The sequence below is a fragment of the Pseudomonas sp. HS6-2 genome, from assembly GCF_049325675.2.
In the GTDB taxonomy this organism is placed as follows: domain Bacteria; phylum Pseudomonadota; class Gammaproteobacteria; order Pseudomonadales; family Pseudomonadaceae; genus Aquipseudomonas; species Aquipseudomonas putida_N.
The window spans coordinates 2,908,393-2,927,744 of record NZ_CM143906.1; the positions used below are offsets into that span (position 1 = coordinate 2,908,393).

Here is a 19,352-nt window from a genome sequence, read left to right on the forward strand (position 1 = left end):
CTTACGATGGTGTTCGAACCCAGAAGCAGCCGGTCATTGCTCCAGCGTAGAAGCAGCGTCAGCAACGCCATTCAAGCGGGCCTTGACGGGATTGCCGTCACCGGTGTGGCGTGGTATCTGATATACGACCAGTTCGGCTACATCACCTCGGACTACGTGATCATGCTGCTTCTGCTGATCGGTGCGCTGGCGGTCATTTATGACCACTACGCCATCTATCGCAGCAATGTGGGGCTTTCGGTAAAGGCCTTCCGGCTGTTCAAGGCCTGGTCGGCGACATTCTGTTTCCTGGTGGTCATCGCCTTCCTGACCAAGCAGAGCGAAACCTATTCCCGCCTGCTGGTGGTGCAACTGTTTGTCATCGGCTATATCGTGCAGTTGTTCCTGCACGTGGCCATGCGCGAGTTGCAGAAGCGCTTCACCGCCCACGCGCGGCTGGATAACGCGTTAATCATCGGCAATGGCGACCTGGCCAACTTCCTGTATCAAAAGATCAGCAACAACCCGTGGTTCGGTGAGCGGGTGATGGGCTGCATCTGGGTCGATCAGGAAGAGGACTCGGAGCGTGAGGCGCAACAAGATGCAAAGCAGCGCCTGCCGGTGTTGGGCAGCATCGCCGATCTGGACGAGATCATTGCCCAACATGGCATTCGCACGGTGTACCTGGTAACGCCCCTTGGCGGTTCCGCAGTCATTCAGGATGTGTACCTCAAGCTGCTCGACAAGTGCATCGCGGTCAATTGGGTGCCGGACATCTTCTCGTTGCGCCTGATCAACCACAGCGTGCGTGAAATTGCCGGGATTCCGGTGCTGACCCTGTCGGAAACGCCGCTGACCGGGACCAGCCTGTTCCTGAAGAACCTTGAGGACCGCGTGCTGGCCGCGCTCATCCTGCTGTGCGCATCGCCGGTGTTGCTGGCGGTCGCATTGATCATCAAGTTCGACAGCCCGGGGCCGGTGTTCTTCCGCCAGGACCGCACGGGTTGGACCGGGGAGTCGTTCCGCATCTGGAAATTCCGCAGCATGCACGTGCATCAGCCGGAAAACGGCGTGGTCGAGCAGGCGCAGCGTAATGACAAGCGGCTGACCCGGGTTGGCGCATTCATTCGGCGCACCAGCCTTGATGAGCTGCCGCAGCTGTTCAACGTACTGACCGGCGACATGTCGCTGGTCGGCCCGCGTCCTCATGCCTTGCAGCACGACACCCTGTACTCCCAGGACATCGTCGATTACTTCGCCCGCCACAACATCAAGCCCGGCATGACCGGCCTGGCGCAAGTGCGTGGCTATCGGGGTGAAACCAAGGACATCGAGCAGATGATCCAGCGGGTCAATTCGGACATCGAGTACATCAACAACTGGTCGTTGTGGCTCGACTTCGTGATCCTGGTGCGAACGCTCAATGCCTTCACCGGCAAGCAGGCTTACTGACGCCGGAATCCGGCTTGGCGTAAGGGGGAGGGGGCATGAGCCTCTTGTCAGCGGGAGGGGCAGGTGCCGCCAGGCTGTTGAAAGCCGAGTGGCCCTCGCTGGTGTTATGGGCGTTTCTGTTTTCGCCGCTGCTGGCCAGGCTGTTGGCGGATTGCCAATGCGCGAAGATCGACTTACTGGTCTTGTACACCTTTGCCATTTCATTTTTGTGGCTGCTGGCAATCCGTTTCGCATCCGCCAATCAATTCAAGGTGCATTTGCTGCTGTTGCCCTTCTACTTGTTGGCGAGCATCGATCTGTTCGTCGTGCTGAACTTCGGTTCGCGCCTGACGGCGGCCTACCTGTTCATTGCCTTGACCAATTACAAGGAAGCGACGGATTTCTTCGCCACCTACTGGCGCTCGATCGCCGGCATTCTGGCTGTGTTCGTATTGTGCTACGGGGTGGGGCTGGCCGGATTACGTGGCCGTCGGCTGTACCGCAACAAAGCAATTGTTGTGCTGGCGCTAGGCGGCTTGCTGCTGGGCTATGGGGCTTACTTCTACAAGACCGTAAAGGCCAACTCGCTGAGTAAAGGGGCAGTGCTCGACCTGGTGGCGAAAGACCAGAGCACGCCCGTCGGTTACCTTTCGCAGATCGGCCTGACGGCGACCTTGTATGTGGAGTCCAAGGGGTACATCAAACAGCGCCTGGCGTCAGAGGTGAAGATCACCAGCATCTCCGACCAGGCCGATATCGATGCCCTGGTGTTCGTGATCGGCGAGTCTTCGCGCCCGCACAACTGGTCGTTGTACGGCTACCAGAACAGGACCACCCCCCACCTCGATCAGCAACCTGGGCTGTTCAAGTTCAACCGCATGTGCACGACCGCGCCCTACACCTCGGTCGCCGTGCCTTCGCTGCTCAGCCTGGAACCGATCCGTGACTGGGACCTGATTGCGTCGAACAAATCGCTGGTAGGGATCTTGCGCGCGGCCGGCTACGACACCTACTGGCTGTCCTCACAGGAGGTCGACAGCTTTGGTGGGATCATTCCGCAGATTGCCGCTGAAGCTCAATACCGCCAGTACCTGGAACGCAGCTATGACGGATCGCTGATACCGGTGTTACAGAGCGTGCTGGGCAAGGCCAATGGGCACCGGCAGGCGATATTCATTCATATCAAGGGCAGCCACTTCGAATACGCGCGGCGTTTCCCAAGCGACTTCGCCCAGTTCAAGCCTGCCAGCGGTAGCCAGAAAGACCGGATCACCGCCGATTACGACAACTCGGTGCTGTATACCGATTGGCTACTGTCCTCGATCATGCAGCAACTGACGGTCAGCCAGAAGAAAGCGCTGCTGGTCTACTCGTCGGACCACGGCGAGAACCTGCTGGATGACAGCCGGCAACTGTTGGGCCATGGCATAGGCAACGAGTATGACCTGGCGACGTCGGCGTTTGTCTGGTCCAGCGGCAACCTCTCGCCGGCGCAGTCGGGCAAACTGCAGAAGTTGAAGGCCAGGGAAGATCAGCAGGTCAGCATCGCCTCGCTACCGCATACGTTGCTGAACATGACCGGGATATCGATGCCGGGCTATGACAGCACGCAGGACTTGCTCAGCGATGACTTCAAGACCTCGCAATGCCCGCATCTGCTCGGCACCGGCTATGTGCCGTCGTTCAACTTCGACATCAAGCACATCGCCGCCGAGTGATCAGGCGGGTAGCACCAGTGAGTGCAAAGTACGGAAACCTTGGGCTTCTTCCACCAGCCAGTCATGCACCGCACGGGCGCCTGGCTGATTCAACCCGCCTGGCGGGTAGTGCACCATGTAGCGCTTGTGGTTGGCGATGGGGTGGCCGAACGGCACGATCAGTGCGCCGCGCTCAAGCTCGTCATTGAGCAGTGTGCGCCGCGCAATGGCCACGCCGATGCCGGCGATCGCCGCTTCGATGGTCAGGTGGTTGCGGTTGAAGGTATGGCCGCGGCGCACATCCAGCCCGCTGGCGCCGATACCTTCCAGGTAGAATTCCCATTCCGCGTATTCCGAACTGCCGCGCCAGGCGGTGATGTCGTGCAGCAACGGGTAATGCATCAGGTCTGCCGGGCCATGCAGCGGTGGGCGGCCGCGCAGCAGCGTGGGTGAACAGACCGGGAAGATCTGTTCGTCCAGCAACGGGGTCGACAGCATGCCGGGGTAACTGCCGTCGTTGAGGTCGATGGCCAGGTCGAAGTCGCCGGGGTGCAAGGCCTGGGCGCTGTCTTCGGCGACCAGGCGCAGTTCGATGTCCGGGTAGCGCTGCTGGAAGCGCGGCAGCCGGGGGGTGAGCCACTTGGCCAGAAACGAAGGGATCGAGCGCAGGCGCAAGGTGCCGCGGATTTCCCCGGCATCCAGACGCACTAGTTCGGCCTCGATGCTGCCATAGGCCTCGGTGACCGTCTGTGCCAGGCGCTGGCCCTCGGCGCTCAGCTCCACACCGCGCGCCCGGCGCAGGAACAGTTTGTAGCCCAAGCGTTCTTCGAGCTGGCGCATCTGCTGGCTGACCGCACCGGGGGTGATGTGCAGCTCTTCGGCGCAGCGGGTGAACGACAGGTGCCGCGCCGCACAAGAGAAGACATGCAGCCAGACGAACATCTGGCCATTGAGTTGCCGTCGCATTGTTTAGCCCTGCTAAAGCCTTGCTTAGAAAGTTTCGTTGGTCATCTGCCAGCGAGCGCGGCAGTATCGCGCAAATTGGCAATACCGTTCAATTTTCTCAGATAACCGTGCGGCAGCATTCAGCGCCGACACGGTCAGGCATTAGCATGGCTATCAGTGTTTTCGACCTTTTCAAGATTGGCATCGGCCCGTCCAGCTCCCACACCGTAGGCCCGATGCGGGCGGCGGCGAGTTTTGCCCAGGCGTTGCGCGAGCAAGGCCTGCTGGCGCAGGTGCAGCGCATCGAAGTGCGGCTGTACGGTTCGCTTTCCGCCACCGGGGTAGGCCATGCCACTGATCGCGCCTGCCTGCTCGGCCTGATGGGCCAGTGGCCGGACCGCATCGACCCGGCCTCCATCGAACCGCGCATCAACCAGTTGCTGCAGGAGCAGTGCCTGATGCTCGATGGCAGCCATCCGCTGACGTTCCAGTACGCCCGCGACATGCTGTTGCTGGACGAAAGCCTGCCTTATCACCCCAATGCCATGACCCTTGAGGCTTTGGGCGGGCAGGGCTGCCTGTTGCAGCAGACCTACTATTCCATCGGCGGCGGCTTCATCGTCGAGCAGAGCGAGATCGATGCACCGCAGGTCGAGGCCAATACCGTTCACCTGCCGTACGAGTTTTCCAGCGGCGCCGAACTGCTGGCCCTGTGCAAGGCCAGCAACCTGAGCGTTGGCCAACTGATGCTGGCCAACGAGTGCGCCTGGCGGCCAGAAGCCGAGGTGCGCGAAGGCCTGTTGCGGATCTGGGCGGCGATGCGCGACTGTGTCGACAACGGCCTGCGCAACGAAGGCGTCCTGCCCGGCGGGCTCAACGTCAAGCGACGTGCCGCACGGTTGCACCGCAGCCTGCAGGAGGCCGGGCAGCCCAACGTGATCGGTTCGACCTTGAGCGCCATGGAGTGGGTCAACTTGTTTGCCCTGGCGGTCAACGAAGAAAATGCCGCCGGCGGGCGCATGGTCACAGCGCCCACCAATGGCGCCGCGGGCATTATCCCGGCTGTGTTGCATTACTACATGAAGTTCAACCCGAGCGCCTGTGACGACGATGTGGTGGCGTTTCTGCTGGCCGCTGCCGCAGTCGGCATCCTGTGCAAGAAGAATGCATCGATCTCGGGGGCTGAGGTCGGTTGCCAGGGCGAGGTTGGCTCGGCCTGCTCGATGGCTGCTGCGGGCTTGGCCGAAGTGTTGGGCGCCACACCGCCACAACTGGAAAACGCCGCCGAAATCGCCCTGGAGCATAACCTCGGGCTGACCTGTGACCCGGTCGGCGGGCTGGTCCAGGTGCCGTGCATCGAGCGCAATGCGATCGCGGCGGTGAAGGCGATCAATGCCGTGCAGATGGCGTTGCGCGGTGATGGCGAGCACTTCATCTCGCTTGACCGTGTCATCCGCACCATGCGCGATACCGGCGCCGATATGCATGCCAACTACAAGGAGACGTCGCGCGGTGGCCTGGCGGTAGCGTTCGTCGAGTGTTGATCGGCGTTGCGCCGGCAAGTGGCCTTGCCGGCGAACGCTGCTTGCGGGTTACACGCTTTCCAGCTGGCTGACGGCAGCCTTCAGCCGCTGCGTCAATTGCGGACGGCCCTGGTGGGTCACATCCGGCGCCTTGCGCACTCGCCCGTACTGGTCGACCCAGTGGCCGTTGCTGAAGTACCGGTAGCTGGCCGAGCCATTGTTCCAACCGGTTTCCAGCAGGCCGTGCAGATGGAAGGTCTGTGCGATCTGGCTGAGCGGGCCGCTGGGGCTGCCGTCCAGGCTCAGGACGATCGACGGCGCGCCGGCCGGCGCGAATTGCAGCTCGCTGTAGTCACCCCACACGTTGGCCTGGAATGGCTGCGACGGGTAGGTGGCCTGGCTGGCGCGAGCCTTGCCGGAGACCTTCTTGGTCACGGTGTTGACCAGCAGGTCGAGGGTCAACGTCGGGGCGCCGAGCAAGCCGTTGCTGACGTTCAGGCGAACATGGAACAGTCCGATTGCCATGGTGTCTCTCCTTGCCTGCTCAGGCTTTCTTGGCGGCCTTGGTGGCCGGGGACTTGGTCGCTGCGAGGGCCTGATCGAGGCCGCCGGTGGCCAGCTGCTTGAGGTGCGCGAGATCGCCGTTGGCGATGGCGGCCTCAAGGGTGGCGTTGTGCAGTTCGCTGTGCAGGTCGACGTTGGCCAGCTGCTGGATGCGCTGGCCTTCCAGCGTGACCGGGACGTTATCCACGTTCACCCAGCGCTGGCCATTGTAGTACTCGTAGTCGGCCACGCCGTGCTGCCAGCTTGGGTCGAGCAGTGCCCTGAACTTGAACTGCACCGGTGAGTTGGCATGCGGCCCACCCTGGTTGCCCTGGGCGGTGATCAGGATCCTGCCTTCGCTCGGTGGCTGGACGGTGAGGTAGGTGTAGCTGCCCCAGACGTCCAGGTGCAGGTCCAGCGGTGGGTTGATGGCCTGGGTGATCTGGGCCGCGCCGTTAAGGCTACGGTCCGGGGTATAGACCAGCAGGTCCAGTTGCAGGCGCGGGGCGCCGGCGGCGTTGTTGCCGATCTGGTAGGACACCGGGAACAGGCCTACCGAAGGTGCGAGCAGTGAATCAGACATGATTGCCTCCGTTGCATTCGATGAATGAATGACCGTTACACAGCTGCGAAGGCGGGCGGAAAAGGCGGGGAGATGAGGGAGCCGGGCGGCGGTGTTGCTTGCCCGGAGCGAGCGGCCGTTGTCGGCCAGCTTGTGCAACCAGTCCCTGGTCTGCGGTGCCGCCTGCCTGGCAGCCCGCTTGAGTAAAGCAGGGCTGCCTGGCAGTGATGGCGTTTTTGCATTATCTCCGACGAGCGGAGCGGCTTTGTGTTACTTGCTCTTGTTCTTGAGGGTGAGGAAGCTGGCACGCATGTCTTTGGCCCAGCCGTCGAGCACGGGTTTGACATCGTTCAGGGTCAGCTTGGTCTTGTCGTTCTCCAGCTCTTTGCCGGTGCCCTTGCGCACCACCTGGGCCAGTACCTTCTGGTTGGCGCCATCGAGGAAGGCCGCTTCGACGCCGACATCCACTTCCTGGTCGCGGCCGCCCATCGCGGTGTTGACGCCCGCCGAAATCAGCGCGATCGGGATGAATTCGTAAGGTTTGAGGCTTTCATTGCTGGTAGCTACCGCGGTGATCGCCGGGCGTACCACGATGGTGCCCGGGCCGGGCGCCTTGGCCAGGGTCAGCACGCTGCCCATTTCACGGCGCAAGGCATCGTTGAAGTAGCGAGTGATTTCAGCCAGCGTCTGTTGGGAAATGACCGCTGTGGCTTGTGGCTTGGGGTAGAACTGGCTGGGCTCGATGAAGACCTGCGTGTACTGGTTGACATTGACTTTGGGGTCGATCCAGCGCATCACCGGTGCACCAGTTGGGCTTTTGGCTTCCTGCAGGCGACTGTAGTCCTTGAGGAAGCCGGAATAATCCTTCGGGTCCACGCGGTTGCTGGAGCACGCGGCTACAGCGAGCAAAGCGGCACACAACAAGGTAACGCGAGGCAATGATTTCATGATGGTCATGCATCCATTATGGGTCGGCCAGAACAACGCTAGCAGGTGCTTGGCGAATGGCCAGTGGACGTTTGAAAACCCTTTCATGGTTGTGCATGTCTTGAAAATCGTAGTGCCTTTTAGATCGAGCGCCGCCCGCGCGGCGCATCGCGAGCTGCGCTCGCTCCTACGCTTGTTTCGGGCCAATTATTCCTGCGCGATTTGCGCGCGAGCGCTTGGGCGCATGACGCGATATCGCGTCGTAGCAACAAGGCGGTCGCGCGCCGCTGCCACAAGCGTTACTGGCCCGAAACAAGCGTAGGAGCGAGCGCAGCTCGCGATGCGCCGCGCGGGCGGCGCTCGATCTCAAACACGGCGCAGCTTTCAAGGCATACGCCCTGTTATCCCAGCGCCTCCCGCAACCGGTACCACAACATCCCCAGCGCCAGCAGCGGCGAGCGCAGCGCCTTGCCGCCCGGGAACGTCAGGTGTGGCACTGCGCTGAACACATCCAGCCCCTGGCTCTGCCCCAACGCGATGCCTTCGGCCAGCAACTTCGCCGTCCAGTGGGTCACGTTCAGCCCATGGCCGGAATAGCCCTGGGCATAGAAGACGTTGGGGTGTTGGCTCAGCCGCCCCACTTGCGGGAAGCGGTTGGCGGTGATGCCGATCATGCCGCCCCACTGGTAGTCGATGCGCACATCGGCCAGTTGCGGGAACACTTTGAGCACCTTGGGCCGCATGTAGGCCGCGATGTCCTTGGGGTCGCGCCCGGAATAGTGGCAGGCGCCGCCGAACAGCAAGCGGCGATCGGCAGTGAGGCGGTAGTAGTCCAGGCCGACCTTCTGGTCGCACATGGCCATGTTCTGTGGAATCAGCTTGCTCGCCAGTGCTTCCGGCAGCGGTTCGGTTGCCACCACGTAGCTACCGGCCGGCAGCACTTTACCGCTCAGGCGTGGTTCCAGTTCGTCGAGGTGGGCGTTGCAGCCCAGCACCAGGCTCTGTGCCCGCACCTTGCCCCGTGCCGTGTGCAAGGTCACCGTGGGGCCATGTTCGATGCGCAGCACCGGGCTCTGTTCGAAAATACGCACGCCCAGGCCATGGGCCACGCGCGCTTCGCCCTGGACCAGGTCGAGCGGGTGCAGATGGCCTGAGCCCATGTCTACCAGGCCGCCGGCGTACTGGTCGCTCGCGACGATCTCGTGCATGCGCTCGGGCCCGACTAGGCGGGTTTCGTGGCGGTAGCCAAGGCTGGCCAGGTCCTCCTGTTCAGCCTTGAAAGCAGCGAACTGTGCCGGGGTATTGGCCAGTTCGCAGAAGCCCCAGCGCAGGTCGCAGGCGATCGCATATTGTTCGATGCGGCGAGCTACCAGGGCCACCGACTCGATGCCGGCCTGCTGCAGGTAGCGCACACCGTCCTGGCCGACGTAGCGGGCAAAACCGCTGACATCATGGCCGATGCCGCGAATCAGCTGGCCGCCATTGCGCCCGCTGGCGCCCCAGCCGATGCGGCGGCCTTCCAGCAGCACCACGCTGAGCCCGCGTTCAGCCAGTTCCAGCGCGGTGTTGACCCCGGTCAGGCCACCGCCGACCACGCACACGTCAGCGGTCAGTTCGCCGTCGAGGCTGGGGTAGGGCGTCGTGTTGCGCGCCGTGGCGGCGTAGTACGACGCGGTATGTTGGGTATCGAAAGGCATGGCGCGTTCTCGGTTCAACGGTTGGACTTGATCTTGCTCCAGGAGCGGGTCATGACGCGCATGATCTTCGGGCTCGGGGTGCTGGAGATGTACAGCTTGTCCAGTACCGCCTGGGGTGGGTAGATTTCGGGGTTGTCGACCAGCGACTTGTCCATGTAGGCCTGGGCATCAGGGTTGGCGTTGGCGTAGCCGACCGTTGTGCTGACCTTGGCGATCACCTTCGGGTCAAGCAGGTAGTTGATGAAGGCCAGGGCCTGTTCGGGGTTCTGGGCGTCCTTGGGGATGGCCAGCAGGTCGAACCACAGGTTGCTGCCTTCCTTGGGAATGCTGTAGGCGATCTTCACGCCGTTTTTCGCTTCCGCGGCCCGGTTGGCCGCTTGGAACACGTCGCCGGAATAGCCGAAGGCCACGCAGATGTCACCATTGGCCAAGTCCGAGACGTACTTGGAGGAGTGGAAGTAGGTGATGTACGGGCGCAGTTCGAGCAGGCGCGCTTCGGCCTTGGCATAGTCGCCCGGCTTTTCGCTGCGCGGGTCCATGCCCAGGTAGTTGAGCATCGCCGGGAACAGCTCGTCGGGCGAGTCCATGAAGGCCACGCCGCATTGCTTGAGCTTCTTCAGGTTTTCCGGCTCGAACAGGGTTGCCCAGGAGTCGATATGGTCCACGCCCAGTGCGGCCTTGACCTTTTCGACGTTGTAGCCGATGCCGTTGGTGCCCCACAGGTACGGCACCGCGTACTGGTTGCCGGGGTCGTTCTGCTCAAGCTGCTTGAGCAGCTTCGGGTCCAGGTGCTGCCAGTTCGGCAGCTTGCTGCGGTCCAGCGGCAGGAACGCACCGGCCTGGGCCTGGCGGGCCAGGAAGTGGTTGGAAGGCACCACCACGTCGTAGCCGGTGCGGCCGGCGAGCAGCTTGCCTTCCAGGGTTTCGTTGGAGTCGAACACGTCATAGACGACCTTGATCCCGCTGCTGGCCTGGAAGTCGGCCAGGGTTGTGTCCCCGATGTAGTCGGTCCAGTTGTACACGCTGACGCTGGGCGTGGCCTGTGCGGCGGCGCCGAACAGCAGGGCGAATGTGGCGGGGATCAGGGCTTGCAGATGACGCATGTCGACACCTCGTTGGTCTTGTTCTTGAATTCGGTGCAAGGGGGGGCGGCTGCCGCCCCCGGAAAATCACACGCTCAGCAGCAGGAACTCGCGCTCCCAGGAACTGATGACGCGCTTGAAGTTTTCATGCTCGGCGCGCTTGACCGCCACATAGCCTTGGACGAACTGCTTGCCCAGGTACTGCTGCACGGTTTCGCAATCTTCCATGTGCTGCAGGGCATCCTCGATGGTGATCGGCAACCGCAGGTTGCGCCGCTCATAGGCACGGCCCTGGACCGGCGCGCTCGGCTCGATTCTCTCGACCATGCCCAGGTAACCGCACAGCAAGCTGGCGGCGATCGCCAGGTAAGGGTTGGCGTCGGCACCCGGAAGGCGGTTTTCCACGCGCATGGCATCGGGGCTGGAGGTCGGCACCCGCAGGCCGGCGGTGCGGTTTTCCTCGCCCCACTCGACGTTGACCGGTGCCGAAGTGTCCGGCAGGAAGCGGCGGAACGAGTTGACGTTCGGCGCGAACATCGGCAGCAGCTTGGGGATGTACTTCTGCAGGCCACCGATGTGGTGCAGGAACAGCTCGCTCATGCTGCCATCTTCATTGGCGAATATCGGCTTGCCGGTGGCAATGTCGACCACGCTCTGGTGCAGGTGCATGGCGCTGCCCGGTTCGTCGGTGATCGGCTTGGCCATGAAGGTGGCGGTGACGTTGTGCTTGAGCGCAGCTTCACGCATGGTGCGCTTGAACACGGTGATCTGGTCGGCCAGGTCCAGCGCGTCGCCATGGCGGAAGTTGATCTCCATCTGCGCCGGGCCGTCTTCGTGGATCAGCGTGTCCAGGTCCAGGCCCTGCAGTTCGCACCAGTCGTAGACGTCTTCGAACAGCGGGTCGAATTCGTTGGCAGCGTCGATCGAGAACGACTGACGCCCGCTTTCGGCACGGCCCGAACGGCCCAGCGGTACTTGCAGGGGCAAGTCTGGGTCTTCGCAGCGCTGGGTCAGGTAGAACTCCATTTCCGGCGCGACAATCGGCTGCCAGCCTTTGTCGGCATACAGCTTGAGCACTTTCTTCAGCACGTTGCGCGGCGACAGCTCGATCGGGTTGCCATGCTTGTCGAAGGTGTCGTGGATGACGATGGCGGTGGGCTCGATGGCCCACGGAATCTGGTAGACCGCCGTCGGGTCGGGGCGGCAGATCATGTCGATGTCGGCCGCATCGAGCAGGTTGTAGTAGATGTCGTCGTCGACATAGTCGCCGGTGACCGTCTGCAGCAGCACGCTTTCGGGCAGGCGCATGCCGCGCTCGTGGAGGAATTTGGCGGTCGGTGCGATCTTGCCGCGGGCGATGCCGGTCAGGTCGCTGATCACGCATTCGACTTCAGTGATGCGGTGTTCTTTCAGCCAGGTGGACAGCTGATCGAAGGGGGCGTTCATACAGACCTCTTGGTTGGGTTTCTTGTGTGCGCGGCAGGTGCCGGTGACTTCCCAGGTGGCGCGCTGGAGACTATCTTGAGCGCAGGCCCGTAAAGCCATCTATCCACTTTCTTCGGCAATTGATGCACCAAAATAGTGCAAATAGGACAAAGCGTGACAACGCCCAATGCCTTGCAGGTTCAGGCTTTCCACACCACCGATGTCACCGAACAGGTACGCGCCACCCCCGGGTGGCAGCAGCAGTACCGGCAGATGTCGCCAGGGCATTTCAGCGGTCAGCTGCGCTGCCTGGGGCTCGATGGTGTGGAGGTATACGAAGAGCGCCTGAATACCCGGGTCGAGCAGTTCTTCCGTGCGCCAAGCGGTTCACTGGCGTTCTGTTTCGATCAGAGCGAAAACAGCCTGTACCTGCTCAACGAACAGAGCCGCAATATCTGGATCACGCCGGAAAACTACCAGGAAGTCGCAGTGGTGTTCGACCAGGCGTTTCTTGCCCGCCACGGTCTTGACCCGCAACGGCTCGAAGGGTTGTTCATGGTGCCGTTGGGTAGTGGCCAGAATGCCTTGTTCGGCAGTTGGCTGAGCGCCACCTTGACCCGCCTTGGCCAGGCTGATTGCCCACTGCAGGGGCAGGCACTGGCCGAGCAGCTGCTTGAGGACTGCCTGTTCATTCTCGACAATGCCTGCCAGCGCTTGCAGGGCGGGGCGCTGGGACGGCGCGGCGAGGAGCGGGCGATCATGCAGCGGGTCAGTGAGTGGGCCGCAGACTGCCCGGAAGAAACCCTTAACCTGGTGGAGCTGGCCGAGGTGGCCGGTGTGTCGCTGCGCCAGTTGCAGCAGGCGTTCAAGGCATTCACCGGGATGCCGCCAGCGCACTGGCTGCGGTTGCGTCGGCTCAACGGCGCGCGGCGGGATCTGTTGCGCGGCGGTGAGGTGACCGTGGCTGAGGTGGCCATGCGCTGGTCGTTCTGGCATTTGGGAAGGTTTTCAGAGAGTTACCGGCAGTTGTTCAAGGAGTTTCCGAGCGAGACCTTGAAGCGGCGCAGGGGCTGAATCGTTGGCTATTCGCCATGGCAGTTTGGTCGTTTGTGAGATCGAGCGCCGCCCGCGCGGCGCTCGATCTCACAGGCAACCCAGCATTCAAGCCAGAAAATTGCTATCGTGCCCGGCAGTTTCCACCCGAGGTCCCGATGTTCTACCTGCCTTTGCCCAGCGACCAGGCCGACCGCCTGGCCAGCGCGCCCCCCGCCACCGACTTCTTCCCGAGCGCCAGCCTGCTGGAAGCTGCCGCCGTGCTGTTCGTGCAGAACCTGCCACGCCAACCGGCCAGCGCTTCGGCGGACGCACAAGAGCGCCGCTTCGCCGAGATCGTGCGCATCGCCAATGAAGTCGAAGCCGCCGCGCCGGGCCGATTCCAGCGGCAGGTCGCCCAGCACTTTGACCGCGAGGCGTTCGCCATGGGGCTGGGCATGCTCGGTGAGAACGGCGTCGCCCTGGTGTCGGCCGAAACCGAGTACCAGGCCGATGAGTTCCAGGACGCCGAAGGCCAGTGGAATTTCCAGTTCGCCGACAGCTACCGCCAGCGTGTGACCCCGCTGCACCCGGTGTACCTGCCGTCACTGGCCAGTGACCTTATGCTCAGTGACCAACAGAACCGCCTGCTGCGCGAGTTCCTGTGCGGCGTCGACGAATCGGTTGCCGTGCAGGGTTTCGCTGGTACCGGCAAGACCTTCCTGATCCACCAGTTCGCGCGCTTGCTCGACCCCCAGCGCACGCTGTTGCTGGCCCTCACCGAAGGCCAGCTGCGGGCATTGCAGGCACGGGTGAAGGATGCCCAAGCCTACACTGCGATGACTTTCGGCCAGCTGGCTGACGACATCCTCAACCGTGACCTCACCAGCAACGGCTGGCGCCTGCGCGACCCGTACCGCACCAAACTGTCCTGGCGACCGCAGGAGGCGCAGGTGGTGCGCTGGTTGAACATCCCTGACATCGGCCCGCTCGCCGCACGCGATGTGGTGGCCCTGTGCGTCAAGGCCGTGCGCAGCTTCTGCCGCAGTGGCGACAGCCAGTTGCAGCTGCATCACTTGCCCTGGGCTGGGCCGGGCACCACGCCGCTCGACCAGGAAGTGCTGCTGGAAAAGGCCCGCCTGTACTGGCACGAACTGATCCGTCCGTCCGCCCGTGAAATCCAGCTGCCGGTACGCGACTACCACCGGGTCAAGCTGCTGTCGCTGACGGCCGAGGTGATCGACAGCCGCTACAGCCACGTCATCGTCGACGAGGCCCATGAGCTTTCGGCTCCGATGCTGGCCGTGCTCGATCGCAGCCCGCAGTCAGTGATTGCCCTGGGCGACGAACTGCAGAACCTCAATGGCCTCAGCCCGCACCATGGCAACTTCATCCGCCAGCGCTACATCGACCATTCGCTGCGCGCCGGCCCGGCCATGGATGGCGTGCTCAACCCGTTGATCCAGGCGCACCCGGCGGCGATCCAGGCGGCCTTCAGTGGCAGTGCCGAGCATTACACGCGGGTGAGCTTCTTCGACACGGTGACGGTGCCTGAACAGCCCACCGCGCTGATCGTCGATGACGAGTGGGGCCTGTTCGGCTGGTTCCAGCGCCTGACCCATCAAGGGGTACCGTTCGTGCTGCTGAAAAGTGCGCGCAAGGACTTCGAGCTGTTCGTCGAGGATTGCATCGAGCTGTACCGTTACGGCACCCGGGCGCGCCATCCGATGCTGTTCCGTTACCCCAGCTGGCAGGCGCTGGAGCAGGACAAGGGTGACGACAAGGCGTTTGTTGCCGTGGCCGGCATGCTGCGCAAAGGCTATACCGCCGAGCATTTTGCCAAGGCCAAGAGCCGTTACCGCTGGGACAAGGCGCCGAAGCTGTTCCTCGGGCGGGTGCGGGATGTGAAGAACATGGAGTTCGCCCGGGTGATGGTGTCGCCGGAACTGATGGTGGCGCCGAGCACGGCGGGCAATCGCAACGAGCGGGCGCGGATGCTGGCGGGACTGTATACCGCCTGTTCGCGGGCGCGGCATGAACTGATCGTGCCGGGGGGGATGCTGGACTGGGTCAAGGACCAGGTCCGGGATTGAACAATCAGGGCTGCAAAGCAGCCCCAATCAATGAATCAGTTACGATCCAGCCACACGGTCTGGGCATTGGTGAACTCGCGCACACCAAAGTGCGACAGCTCGCGCCCGAAACCGCTCTTCTTCACGCCACCAAACGCCACGCGGGGGTCGGAAGCGCAGTAGCCGTTGATGAACACGCCGCCGGTATCCAGCGCTGCGGTCATGCGCTCGGCCAGCGCATAGTCGGCGGTGTAGATGGTCGACGCCAGGCCGAATTCGCTGTCGTTGGCCAGCTCGACGGCATGATCGGCATCACGGGCAGTGATGATCGCCGCCACCGGCCCGAACAGCTCTTGCTTGAAGGCGGTCATGTCCGGGGTGACGTTGGCGAACACGGTCGGTGCGTAGAAGTTGCCCACGCCTTCGACCTTGTTGCCGCCCAGCAGCAGGGTGGCACCTTCGGCCAGCGTCGCCTGGACCTGGCCATCCAGCTCGTCACGCAGGTCGTAGCGGGCCATCGGGCCGATGTAGGTGTCGTCTTCCAGCGGATTGCCGATTTTCAGCTTGCGCGTGGCTTCGACGAACTTGCGCGTGAATTCCTCGACGACATCCTCTTCGATGATCAGGCGCTTGGCGGCGGCGCAGACCTGGCCGGTGTTCTGGTAGCGACCGATCACGGCGGCCTGCACGGCGGCGTCGATATCGGCGTCAGCCAGCACGATGAACGGGTCGGAACCGCCCAGCTCCAGCACGCACTTCTTCAGCGCCGCACCCGCCTGGGCACCGATGGCCATGCCGGCACGCACGCTACCGGTCAGGGTCACGGCGGCGATGCGCACGTCGTTGATGGCGCGGGTGACGCCGTCCGGGGTGACGTTCAGTACCTCGAACACGCCTTCAGGCAGGCCGGCGTCCTTGAACAGCTCACCCAGCAGGTAGGCGCTGCCCATCACGTTCGGTGCGTGCTTGAGCACGTAGGTGTTGCCCGCCAGGATCGCCGGCACCGCGCCGCGCAGTACCTGCCAGACCGGGAAGTTCCACGGCATCACCGCCAGGATCGGGCCCAGCGGGCGGTACTCGATGCGGGCTTTCTCGACCTGGGTCGGCTCGGCGGCGAGCATGGCCGGACCGTGCTCGGCATACCAGCGGCACAGGCCGACGCATTTGGCGACTTCACCACGGGCCTGGGCGATCGGCTTGCCGATTTCGCGGCTGATCATCTGCGCGAAGGCTTCGGCCTTGGCTTCGAGGGTGCCGGCTAGGGCGAGCAGGTACTCGCTGCGCTGACCCAGCGACACCTGGCGCCACTGGCCGTAGCCAGCCTTGGCACGTTGCAGCGCCGCTTCCAGTGCGGCGTCGGTGTCGAAGGGGTAGGCGCCGATCTGCTCGCCGCTGAACGGGTCGACGGAGATGGCGTGGGTCAGGCTGCTGATCGCACTCATGGCTGGACACTCTCGTTGTTGTTAATCAGTGAGGCCAGACTAGTGGGCTATGGCTTTAATGAAAACTGAATAATAATGAGTGAAACATTCACGTTTGGAGAATGACTGTGGACCTGGTGCAACTGGAGATCTTCAAGGCCGTGGCCGAGCAGGGCAGCATCAGCGCCGCCGCCCAGCACATCCATCGGGTGCCGTCGAACCTGACCACGCGCATCAAGCAGCTGGAGGAAGACCTCGGCGTCGAGCTGTTCATCCGCGAAAAAAGCCGCCTGCGCCTGTCGCCAGCGGGCTGGAATTTCCTTGAGTACACCCGGCGCATCCTCGACCTGGTGCACGAGGCGCGGCTGACCGTGGCCGGCGAGGACCCGCAAGGCACCTTCGCCCTGGGTTCGCTGGAGAGTACGGCAGCGGTGCGTATTCCGGCCTTGCTGGCCGCTTATAACCAGCGCTACCCAAAGGTTGACCTCGACCTGTCCACCGGGCCCTCGGGGACCATGCTCGAAGGCGTGCTGGCGGGGCGCCTGGTGGCGGCGTTCGTCGACGGCCCGGTGCTGCACCCCACGCTCGAAGGCATGCCGGTGTTCGAGGAGGAGATGGTGATCATCTCGCCGCTCAACCATGCCCCGGTCACCCGCGCCCAGGATGTCAACGGCGCGAGCATCTACGCCTTCCGTGCCAACTGTTCGTACCGCCACCACTTCGAGAACTGGTTCGTCCAGGACCAGGCGGTGCCCGGCAAGATCCATGAAATGGAGTCGTACCACGGCATGCTTGCCTGCGTCAGCGCCGGCGCCGGCCTGGCCATGCTGCCGCGCAGCATGCTCGACAACATGCCCGGCTGCAGCACAGTCTGCGCCTGGCCGATGCAAGAGCAGTTCCGTTACCTCAAGACCTGGCTGGTGTGGCGCCGAGGCACGGTTTCGCGCAGCCTCAGCATGTTCGTGAAACTTCTCGAAGAGCGGCGAACGGCGTGAACATCAGCAGTGGATGGGGTCCAACATTAGGTAAGCCATCTCCCTGAGGAGGAGCTGACCATGCGTAACCATCACTATGCATTTGGCGCCACGTTGCTGATCGCACTGGCGCTGCCCTGGACCCTGGCAGCCGCGGCGGAAGTGGACGACCACAACGCCCCCATCGACATGCAAGCCGTGCAACTGCAGCCGCAGGAGCAGAACGGCGTGCGCTACCTGGAGGGTGGTATCGGCCAGGACGAGGCCAATGCCATGCGCCACACCAAGGGCTATGACCTGCACGTCGAAATGTCGACCGGCGCCCACGGCCAGTTCGAAAGCGGAGCTGCGGTCGATATCCAGAATGCACAAGGCAAGTCGGTGTTGAGCCTTCAGGATGCCGGGCCATTGGTCTATGTCCAGCTGCCACCGGGCCAGTACAAGGTCGTCGGTCAGGCGCAAGGCACTACCGTCCAGCAACGGGTCACGGTGAACGGCAAGACGCCTGCCACTGCCAGCCTGAACTGGCACTGATCGGTAAAACCAGGTGGAGTACATCTGTACTCCGCCTGCATGGGAGCCTGTCGGCATGAGCCTCGACTCACAATTGCAAGCACTGGAGGAGCAGGGCTACGTCTTGCTACGCGACGTTGTCGATGGCGTGCGCGTGGCGTTGCTGCGCTGCGCCATCGATGATCTGCAGCCCCTCCATTGGGACTATCAGGGGCTGTTGGAACACTACAAGTGCGTGTTCAATCGCGACCCGCTGTGGTTGCCATTTCTCGACCTGCCACCCTTGATCGACCTTGCCGAAGCGGCCCTCGGCGCAGACTGCCATGTGATCGGCCAGACCGCCTGGCGCAGCCACCCCGGCTATCCGGGCATGGGCCTGCACCTGGACCATCTGCCCATGGCGTTGCCTGCCTGGCTGGTGGCGCGCGGCGACTTTTGCCAGCCCATGCAAATTCTGACTGCGCAGGTATATCTGAGCGATATCGACCTCGACCTCGGCCCGACCTGGGTGGTGCCCGGCAGCCATCGCGCTGCGCGCCCACCGCTGCCTGGCGAACAGCATTGGCAGGGCCGCGAAGCCCAGCCGGTACTGTGCCAGGCGGGCGACGTGCTGGTGTTTCGCAGTGACATCTGGCACAGCGGCGGCGCCAACTGCAGCAATACCCGCCAGCGCGACATGCTGCAGGTGCACTATGGCCGGCGCATGGTGGCGCAGAAGTTTTCCCCCTACCTGAACTGGCACTTCAACCCACAGGTGCTGGAGCAGGCGACACCCCGGCAACGGCGCTTGCTCGGGGAGCATGAGGAGGCTGAATACGACTGAGGTACCTGGGCACTGCGGGTAAATTCGAACAATGCTGGCAATTCACTTTCAACTTTCTGATTATCTAGACAATAATCAGAAAAGTGTTACCCCGTGTGAGCGGTTGGATGCACCGTTCACCGCAGAAATCGAGGGGCCCAAGCCCCCATTTGCCCGTGTGACCATCAGGAGAAGTCATTGATGAAAACCCGTCTTGCCAGCACGCTGGCCGCTGCCCTTTTGGCGCTCGCCGGCAGCAATCTGGCCCAGGCCGCGCAGATTTCCGGTGCCGTGGGGGCCACCGGTCAAGGCGACATGACCTACCGTCTCGGCATGTCGTTCGACTGGGACAAGCAGTGGATGAAAAGCGACATCGGTTTTGTGACGGGCTATTGGGATGCGGCCTACACCTACTGGGAAGGTGGCGATGCCAGCGGCGCCCACTCGCTGTCGTTCAGCCCGGTGTTCACCTATGAGTTCAGTGGTTTCACCTACACCCCGTATGTCGAAGCCGGGATTGGCCTGGCGGCCTTCTCCAAGACCGAGGTGGGCGACCATGACCTGGGTTCGGCCGTCAACTTCGAAGACCGCATCGGCTTTGGCCTGAAGCTGCCGGGGGCGCAAAAGGTCGGGGTCCGTCTGATTCACTACTCCAATGCCGGCATCAAGCAACCGAACGACGGTATCGAGTCCTACTCGCTGTTCTACAGCAAGAGCTTCTGATGTT

17 protein-coding genes are annotated in these 19,352 nt (G+C 62.9%); 9 read left to right on the forward strand and 8 right to left on the reverse strand.

The genetic code is table 11. The annotated features are described in order from the left end of the window. Positions 1 to 6: 6 nt before the first annotated feature. Positions 7 to 1,431, forward strand: coding sequence for an undecaprenyl-phosphate glucose phosphotransferase (locus ACOKS3_RS13545; protein ID WP_103447185.1), 1,425 nt, complete (start codon positions 7 to 9; stop codon positions 1,429 to 1,431). 35 nt (positions 1,432 to 1,466) lie between these two features. Beyond that, positions 1,467 to 3,128: a phosphoethanolamine transferase gene (locus ACOKS3_RS13550; RefSeq protein WP_422763192.1), complete on the forward strand. Its 1,662-nt coding sequence runs from the start codon at positions 1,467 to 1,469 to the stop codon at positions 3,126 to 3,128. On the opposite strand, the gene ACOKS3_RS13555 is transcribed toward ACOKS3_RS13550, so the two are convergent. Continuing rightward, positions 3,129 to 4,073, reverse strand: coding sequence for a LysR substrate-binding domain-containing protein (locus tag ACOKS3_RS13555; protein ID WP_103447187.1), 945 nt, complete (start codon positions 4,071 to 4,073; stop codon positions 3,129 to 3,131). Positions 4,074 to 4,219: 146 nt separating this feature from the next. On the opposite strand from ACOKS3_RS13555, the gene ACOKS3_RS13560 reads away from it, so the two are divergent. Beyond that, positions 4,220 to 5,596 carry an L-serine ammonia-lyase gene (locus tag ACOKS3_RS13560; RefSeq protein ID WP_422763193.1) on the forward strand — a complete coding sequence of 459 codons (1,377 nt, stop codon included), beginning with the start codon at positions 4,220 to 4,222 and terminating at the stop codon, positions 5,594 to 5,596. 48 nt (positions 5,597 to 5,644) lie between these two features. On the opposite strand, the gene ACOKS3_RS13565 is transcribed toward ACOKS3_RS13560, so the two are convergent. The 6 genes from ACOKS3_RS13565 to ACOKS3_RS13590 form a co-directional block, all read right to left on the reverse strand. Further along, on the reverse strand, positions 5,645 to 6,100 hold the full coding sequence (locus ACOKS3_RS13565; protein WP_422763194.1) for a DUF1842 domain-containing protein: 456 nt from the start codon (positions 6,098 to 6,100) through the stop codon (positions 5,645 to 5,647). Between the two features lie 19 nt (positions 6,101 to 6,119). Beyond that, on the reverse strand, positions 6,120 to 6,701 hold the full coding sequence (locus ACOKS3_RS13570; RefSeq protein ID WP_103447190.1) for a DUF1842 domain-containing protein: 582 nt from the start codon (positions 6,699 to 6,701) through the stop codon (positions 6,120 to 6,122). A 249-nt stretch (positions 6,702 to 6,950) separates the two neighbouring features. Then, positions 6,951 to 7,628, reverse strand: coding sequence for a DUF3313 domain-containing protein (locus ACOKS3_RS13575; protein WP_103448246.1), 678 nt, complete (start codon positions 7,626 to 7,628; stop codon positions 6,951 to 6,953). Between the two features lie 380 nt (positions 7,629 to 8,008). After that, the gene (locus tag ACOKS3_RS13580) at positions 8,009 to 9,304 is read right to left on the reverse strand and encodes an NAD(P)/FAD-dependent oxidoreductase (protein WP_103447191.1); all 1,296 of its coding nucleotides are present in this window, start codon (positions 9,302 to 9,304) and stop codon (positions 8,009 to 8,011) included. Positions 9,305 to 9,318: 14 nt separating this feature from the next. Further along, positions 9,319 to 10,407, reverse strand: a complete 1,089-nt coding sequence (locus tag ACOKS3_RS13585; RefSeq protein WP_422763195.1) for a polyamine ABC transporter substrate-binding protein — start codon at positions 10,405 to 10,407, stop codon at positions 9,319 to 9,321. Positions 10,408 to 10,473: 66 nt separating this feature from the next. Next, on the reverse strand, positions 10,474 to 11,832 hold the full coding sequence (locus ACOKS3_RS13590) for a glutamine synthetase family protein (protein ID WP_103447193.1): 1,359 nt from the start codon (positions 11,830 to 11,832) through the stop codon (positions 10,474 to 10,476). Between the two features lie 153 nt (positions 11,833 to 11,985). On the opposite strand from ACOKS3_RS13590, the gene ACOKS3_RS13595 reads away from it, so the two are divergent. Together ACOKS3_RS13595 and ACOKS3_RS13600 are read left to right on the forward strand one after the other, a co-directional pair. Beyond that, entirely contained in the window at positions 11,986 to 12,885 is a 900-nt protein-coding gene (locus ACOKS3_RS13595) for a helix-turn-helix domain-containing protein (protein ID WP_103447194.1), read from the forward strand. A 137-nt stretch (positions 12,886 to 13,022) separates the two neighbouring features. Next, on the forward strand, positions 13,023 to 14,936 hold the full coding sequence (locus ACOKS3_RS13600; protein ID WP_103447195.1) for an AAA family ATPase: 1,914 nt from the start codon (positions 13,023 to 13,025) through the stop codon (positions 14,934 to 14,936). 35 nt (positions 14,937 to 14,971) lie between these two features. On the opposite strand, the gene ACOKS3_RS13605 is transcribed toward ACOKS3_RS13600, so the two are convergent. After that, positions 14,972 to 16,357, reverse strand: coding sequence for an aldehyde dehydrogenase family protein (locus ACOKS3_RS13605; RefSeq protein ID WP_103447196.1), 1,386 nt, complete (start codon positions 16,355 to 16,357; stop codon positions 14,972 to 14,974). A gap of 107 nt (positions 16,358 to 16,464) precedes the next feature. On the opposite strand from ACOKS3_RS13605, the gene ptrR reads away from it, so the two are divergent. The 4 genes from ptrR to ACOKS3_RS13625 all read left to right on the forward strand — a co-directional run bounded on the left by ptrR (position 16,465) and on the right by ACOKS3_RS13625 (position 19,348). Beyond that, complete coding sequence (ptrR, locus tag ACOKS3_RS13610; RefSeq protein ID WP_218278049.1) at positions 16,465 to 17,331, forward strand: putrescine utilization regulator PtrR; 867 nt, start codon at positions 16,465 to 16,467, stop codon at positions 17,329 to 17,331. Between the two features lie 60 nt (positions 17,332 to 17,391). Next, the gene (locus ACOKS3_RS13615) at positions 17,392 to 17,844 is read left to right on the forward strand and encodes a hypothetical protein (RefSeq protein ID WP_103447198.1); all 453 of its coding nucleotides are present in this window, start codon (positions 17,392 to 17,394) and stop codon (positions 17,842 to 17,844) included. A gap of 55 nt (positions 17,845 to 17,899) precedes the next feature. Next, positions 17,900 to 18,646: a phytanoyl-CoA dioxygenase family protein gene (locus ACOKS3_RS13620; protein WP_103447199.1), complete on the forward strand. Its 747-nt coding sequence runs from the start codon at positions 17,900 to 17,902 to the stop codon at positions 18,644 to 18,646. A gap of 180 nt (positions 18,647 to 18,826) precedes the next feature. Then, positions 18,827 to 19,348: an acyloxyacyl hydrolase gene (locus ACOKS3_RS13625; protein WP_103447200.1), complete on the forward strand. Its 522-nt coding sequence runs from the start codon at positions 18,827 to 18,829 to the stop codon at positions 19,346 to 19,348. Positions 19,349 to 19,352: the final 4 nt, after the last annotated feature.

What these genes read in the sequence shown, in the direction of transcription:
- ACOKS3_RS13545 (WP_103447185.1), top strand. Translation starts at nt 7, where the DNA reads ATGGTGTTCGAACCCAGAAGCAGCCGGTCATTGCTCCAGCGTAGAAGC.
- ACOKS3_RS13550 (WP_422763192.1), top strand. Translation starts at nt 1,467, where the DNA reads ATGAGCCTCTTGTCAGCGGGAGGGGCAGGTGCCGCCAGGCTGTTGAAA.
- ACOKS3_RS13555 (WP_103447187.1), bottom strand. Translation starts at nt 4,073, where the DNA reads ATGCGACGGCAACTCAATGGCCAGATGTTCGTCTGGCTGCATGTCTTC.
- ACOKS3_RS13560 (WP_422763193.1), top strand. Translation starts at nt 4,220, where the DNA reads ATGGCTATCAGTGTTTTCGACCTTTTCAAGATTGGCATCGGCCCGTCC.
- ACOKS3_RS13565 (WP_422763194.1), bottom strand. Translation starts at nt 6,100, where the DNA reads ATGGCAATCGGACTGTTCCATGTTCGCCTGAACGTCAGCAACGGCTTG.
- ACOKS3_RS13570 (WP_103447190.1), bottom strand. Translation starts at nt 6,701, where the DNA reads ATGTCTGATTCACTGCTCGCACCTTCGGTAGGCCTGTTCCCGGTGTCC.
- ACOKS3_RS13575 (WP_103448246.1), bottom strand. Translation starts at nt 7,628, where the DNA reads ATGAAATCATTGCCTCGCGTTACCTTGTTGTGTGCCGCTTTGCTCGCT.
- ACOKS3_RS13580 (WP_103447191.1), bottom strand. Translation starts at nt 9,304, where the DNA reads ATGCCTTTCGATACCCAACATACCGCGTCGTACTACGCCGCCACGGCG.
- ACOKS3_RS13585 (WP_422763195.1), bottom strand. Translation starts at nt 10,407, where the DNA reads ATGCGTCATCTGCAAGCCCTGATCCCCGCCACATTCGCCCTGCTGTTC.
- ACOKS3_RS13590 (WP_103447193.1), bottom strand. Translation starts at nt 11,832, where the DNA reads ATGAACGCCCCCTTCGATCAGCTGTCCACCTGGCTGAAAGAACACCGC.
- ACOKS3_RS13600 (WP_103447195.1), top strand. Translation starts at nt 13,023, where the DNA reads ATGTTCTACCTGCCTTTGCCCAGCGACCAGGCCGACCGCCTGGCCAGC.
- ACOKS3_RS13605 (WP_103447196.1), bottom strand. Translation starts at nt 16,357, where the DNA reads ATGAGTGCGATCAGCAGCCTGACCCACGCCATCTCCGTCGACCCGTTC.
- ACOKS3_RS13615 (WP_103447198.1), top strand. Translation starts at nt 17,392, where the DNA reads ATGCGTAACCATCACTATGCATTTGGCGCCACGTTGCTGATCGCACTG.
- ACOKS3_RS13620 (WP_103447199.1), top strand. Translation starts at nt 17,900, where the DNA reads ATGAGCCTCGACTCACAATTGCAAGCACTGGAGGAGCAGGGCTACGTC.
- ACOKS3_RS13625 (WP_103447200.1), top strand. Translation starts at nt 18,827, where the DNA reads ATGAAAACCCGTCTTGCCAGCACGCTGGCCGCTGCCCTTTTGGCGCTC.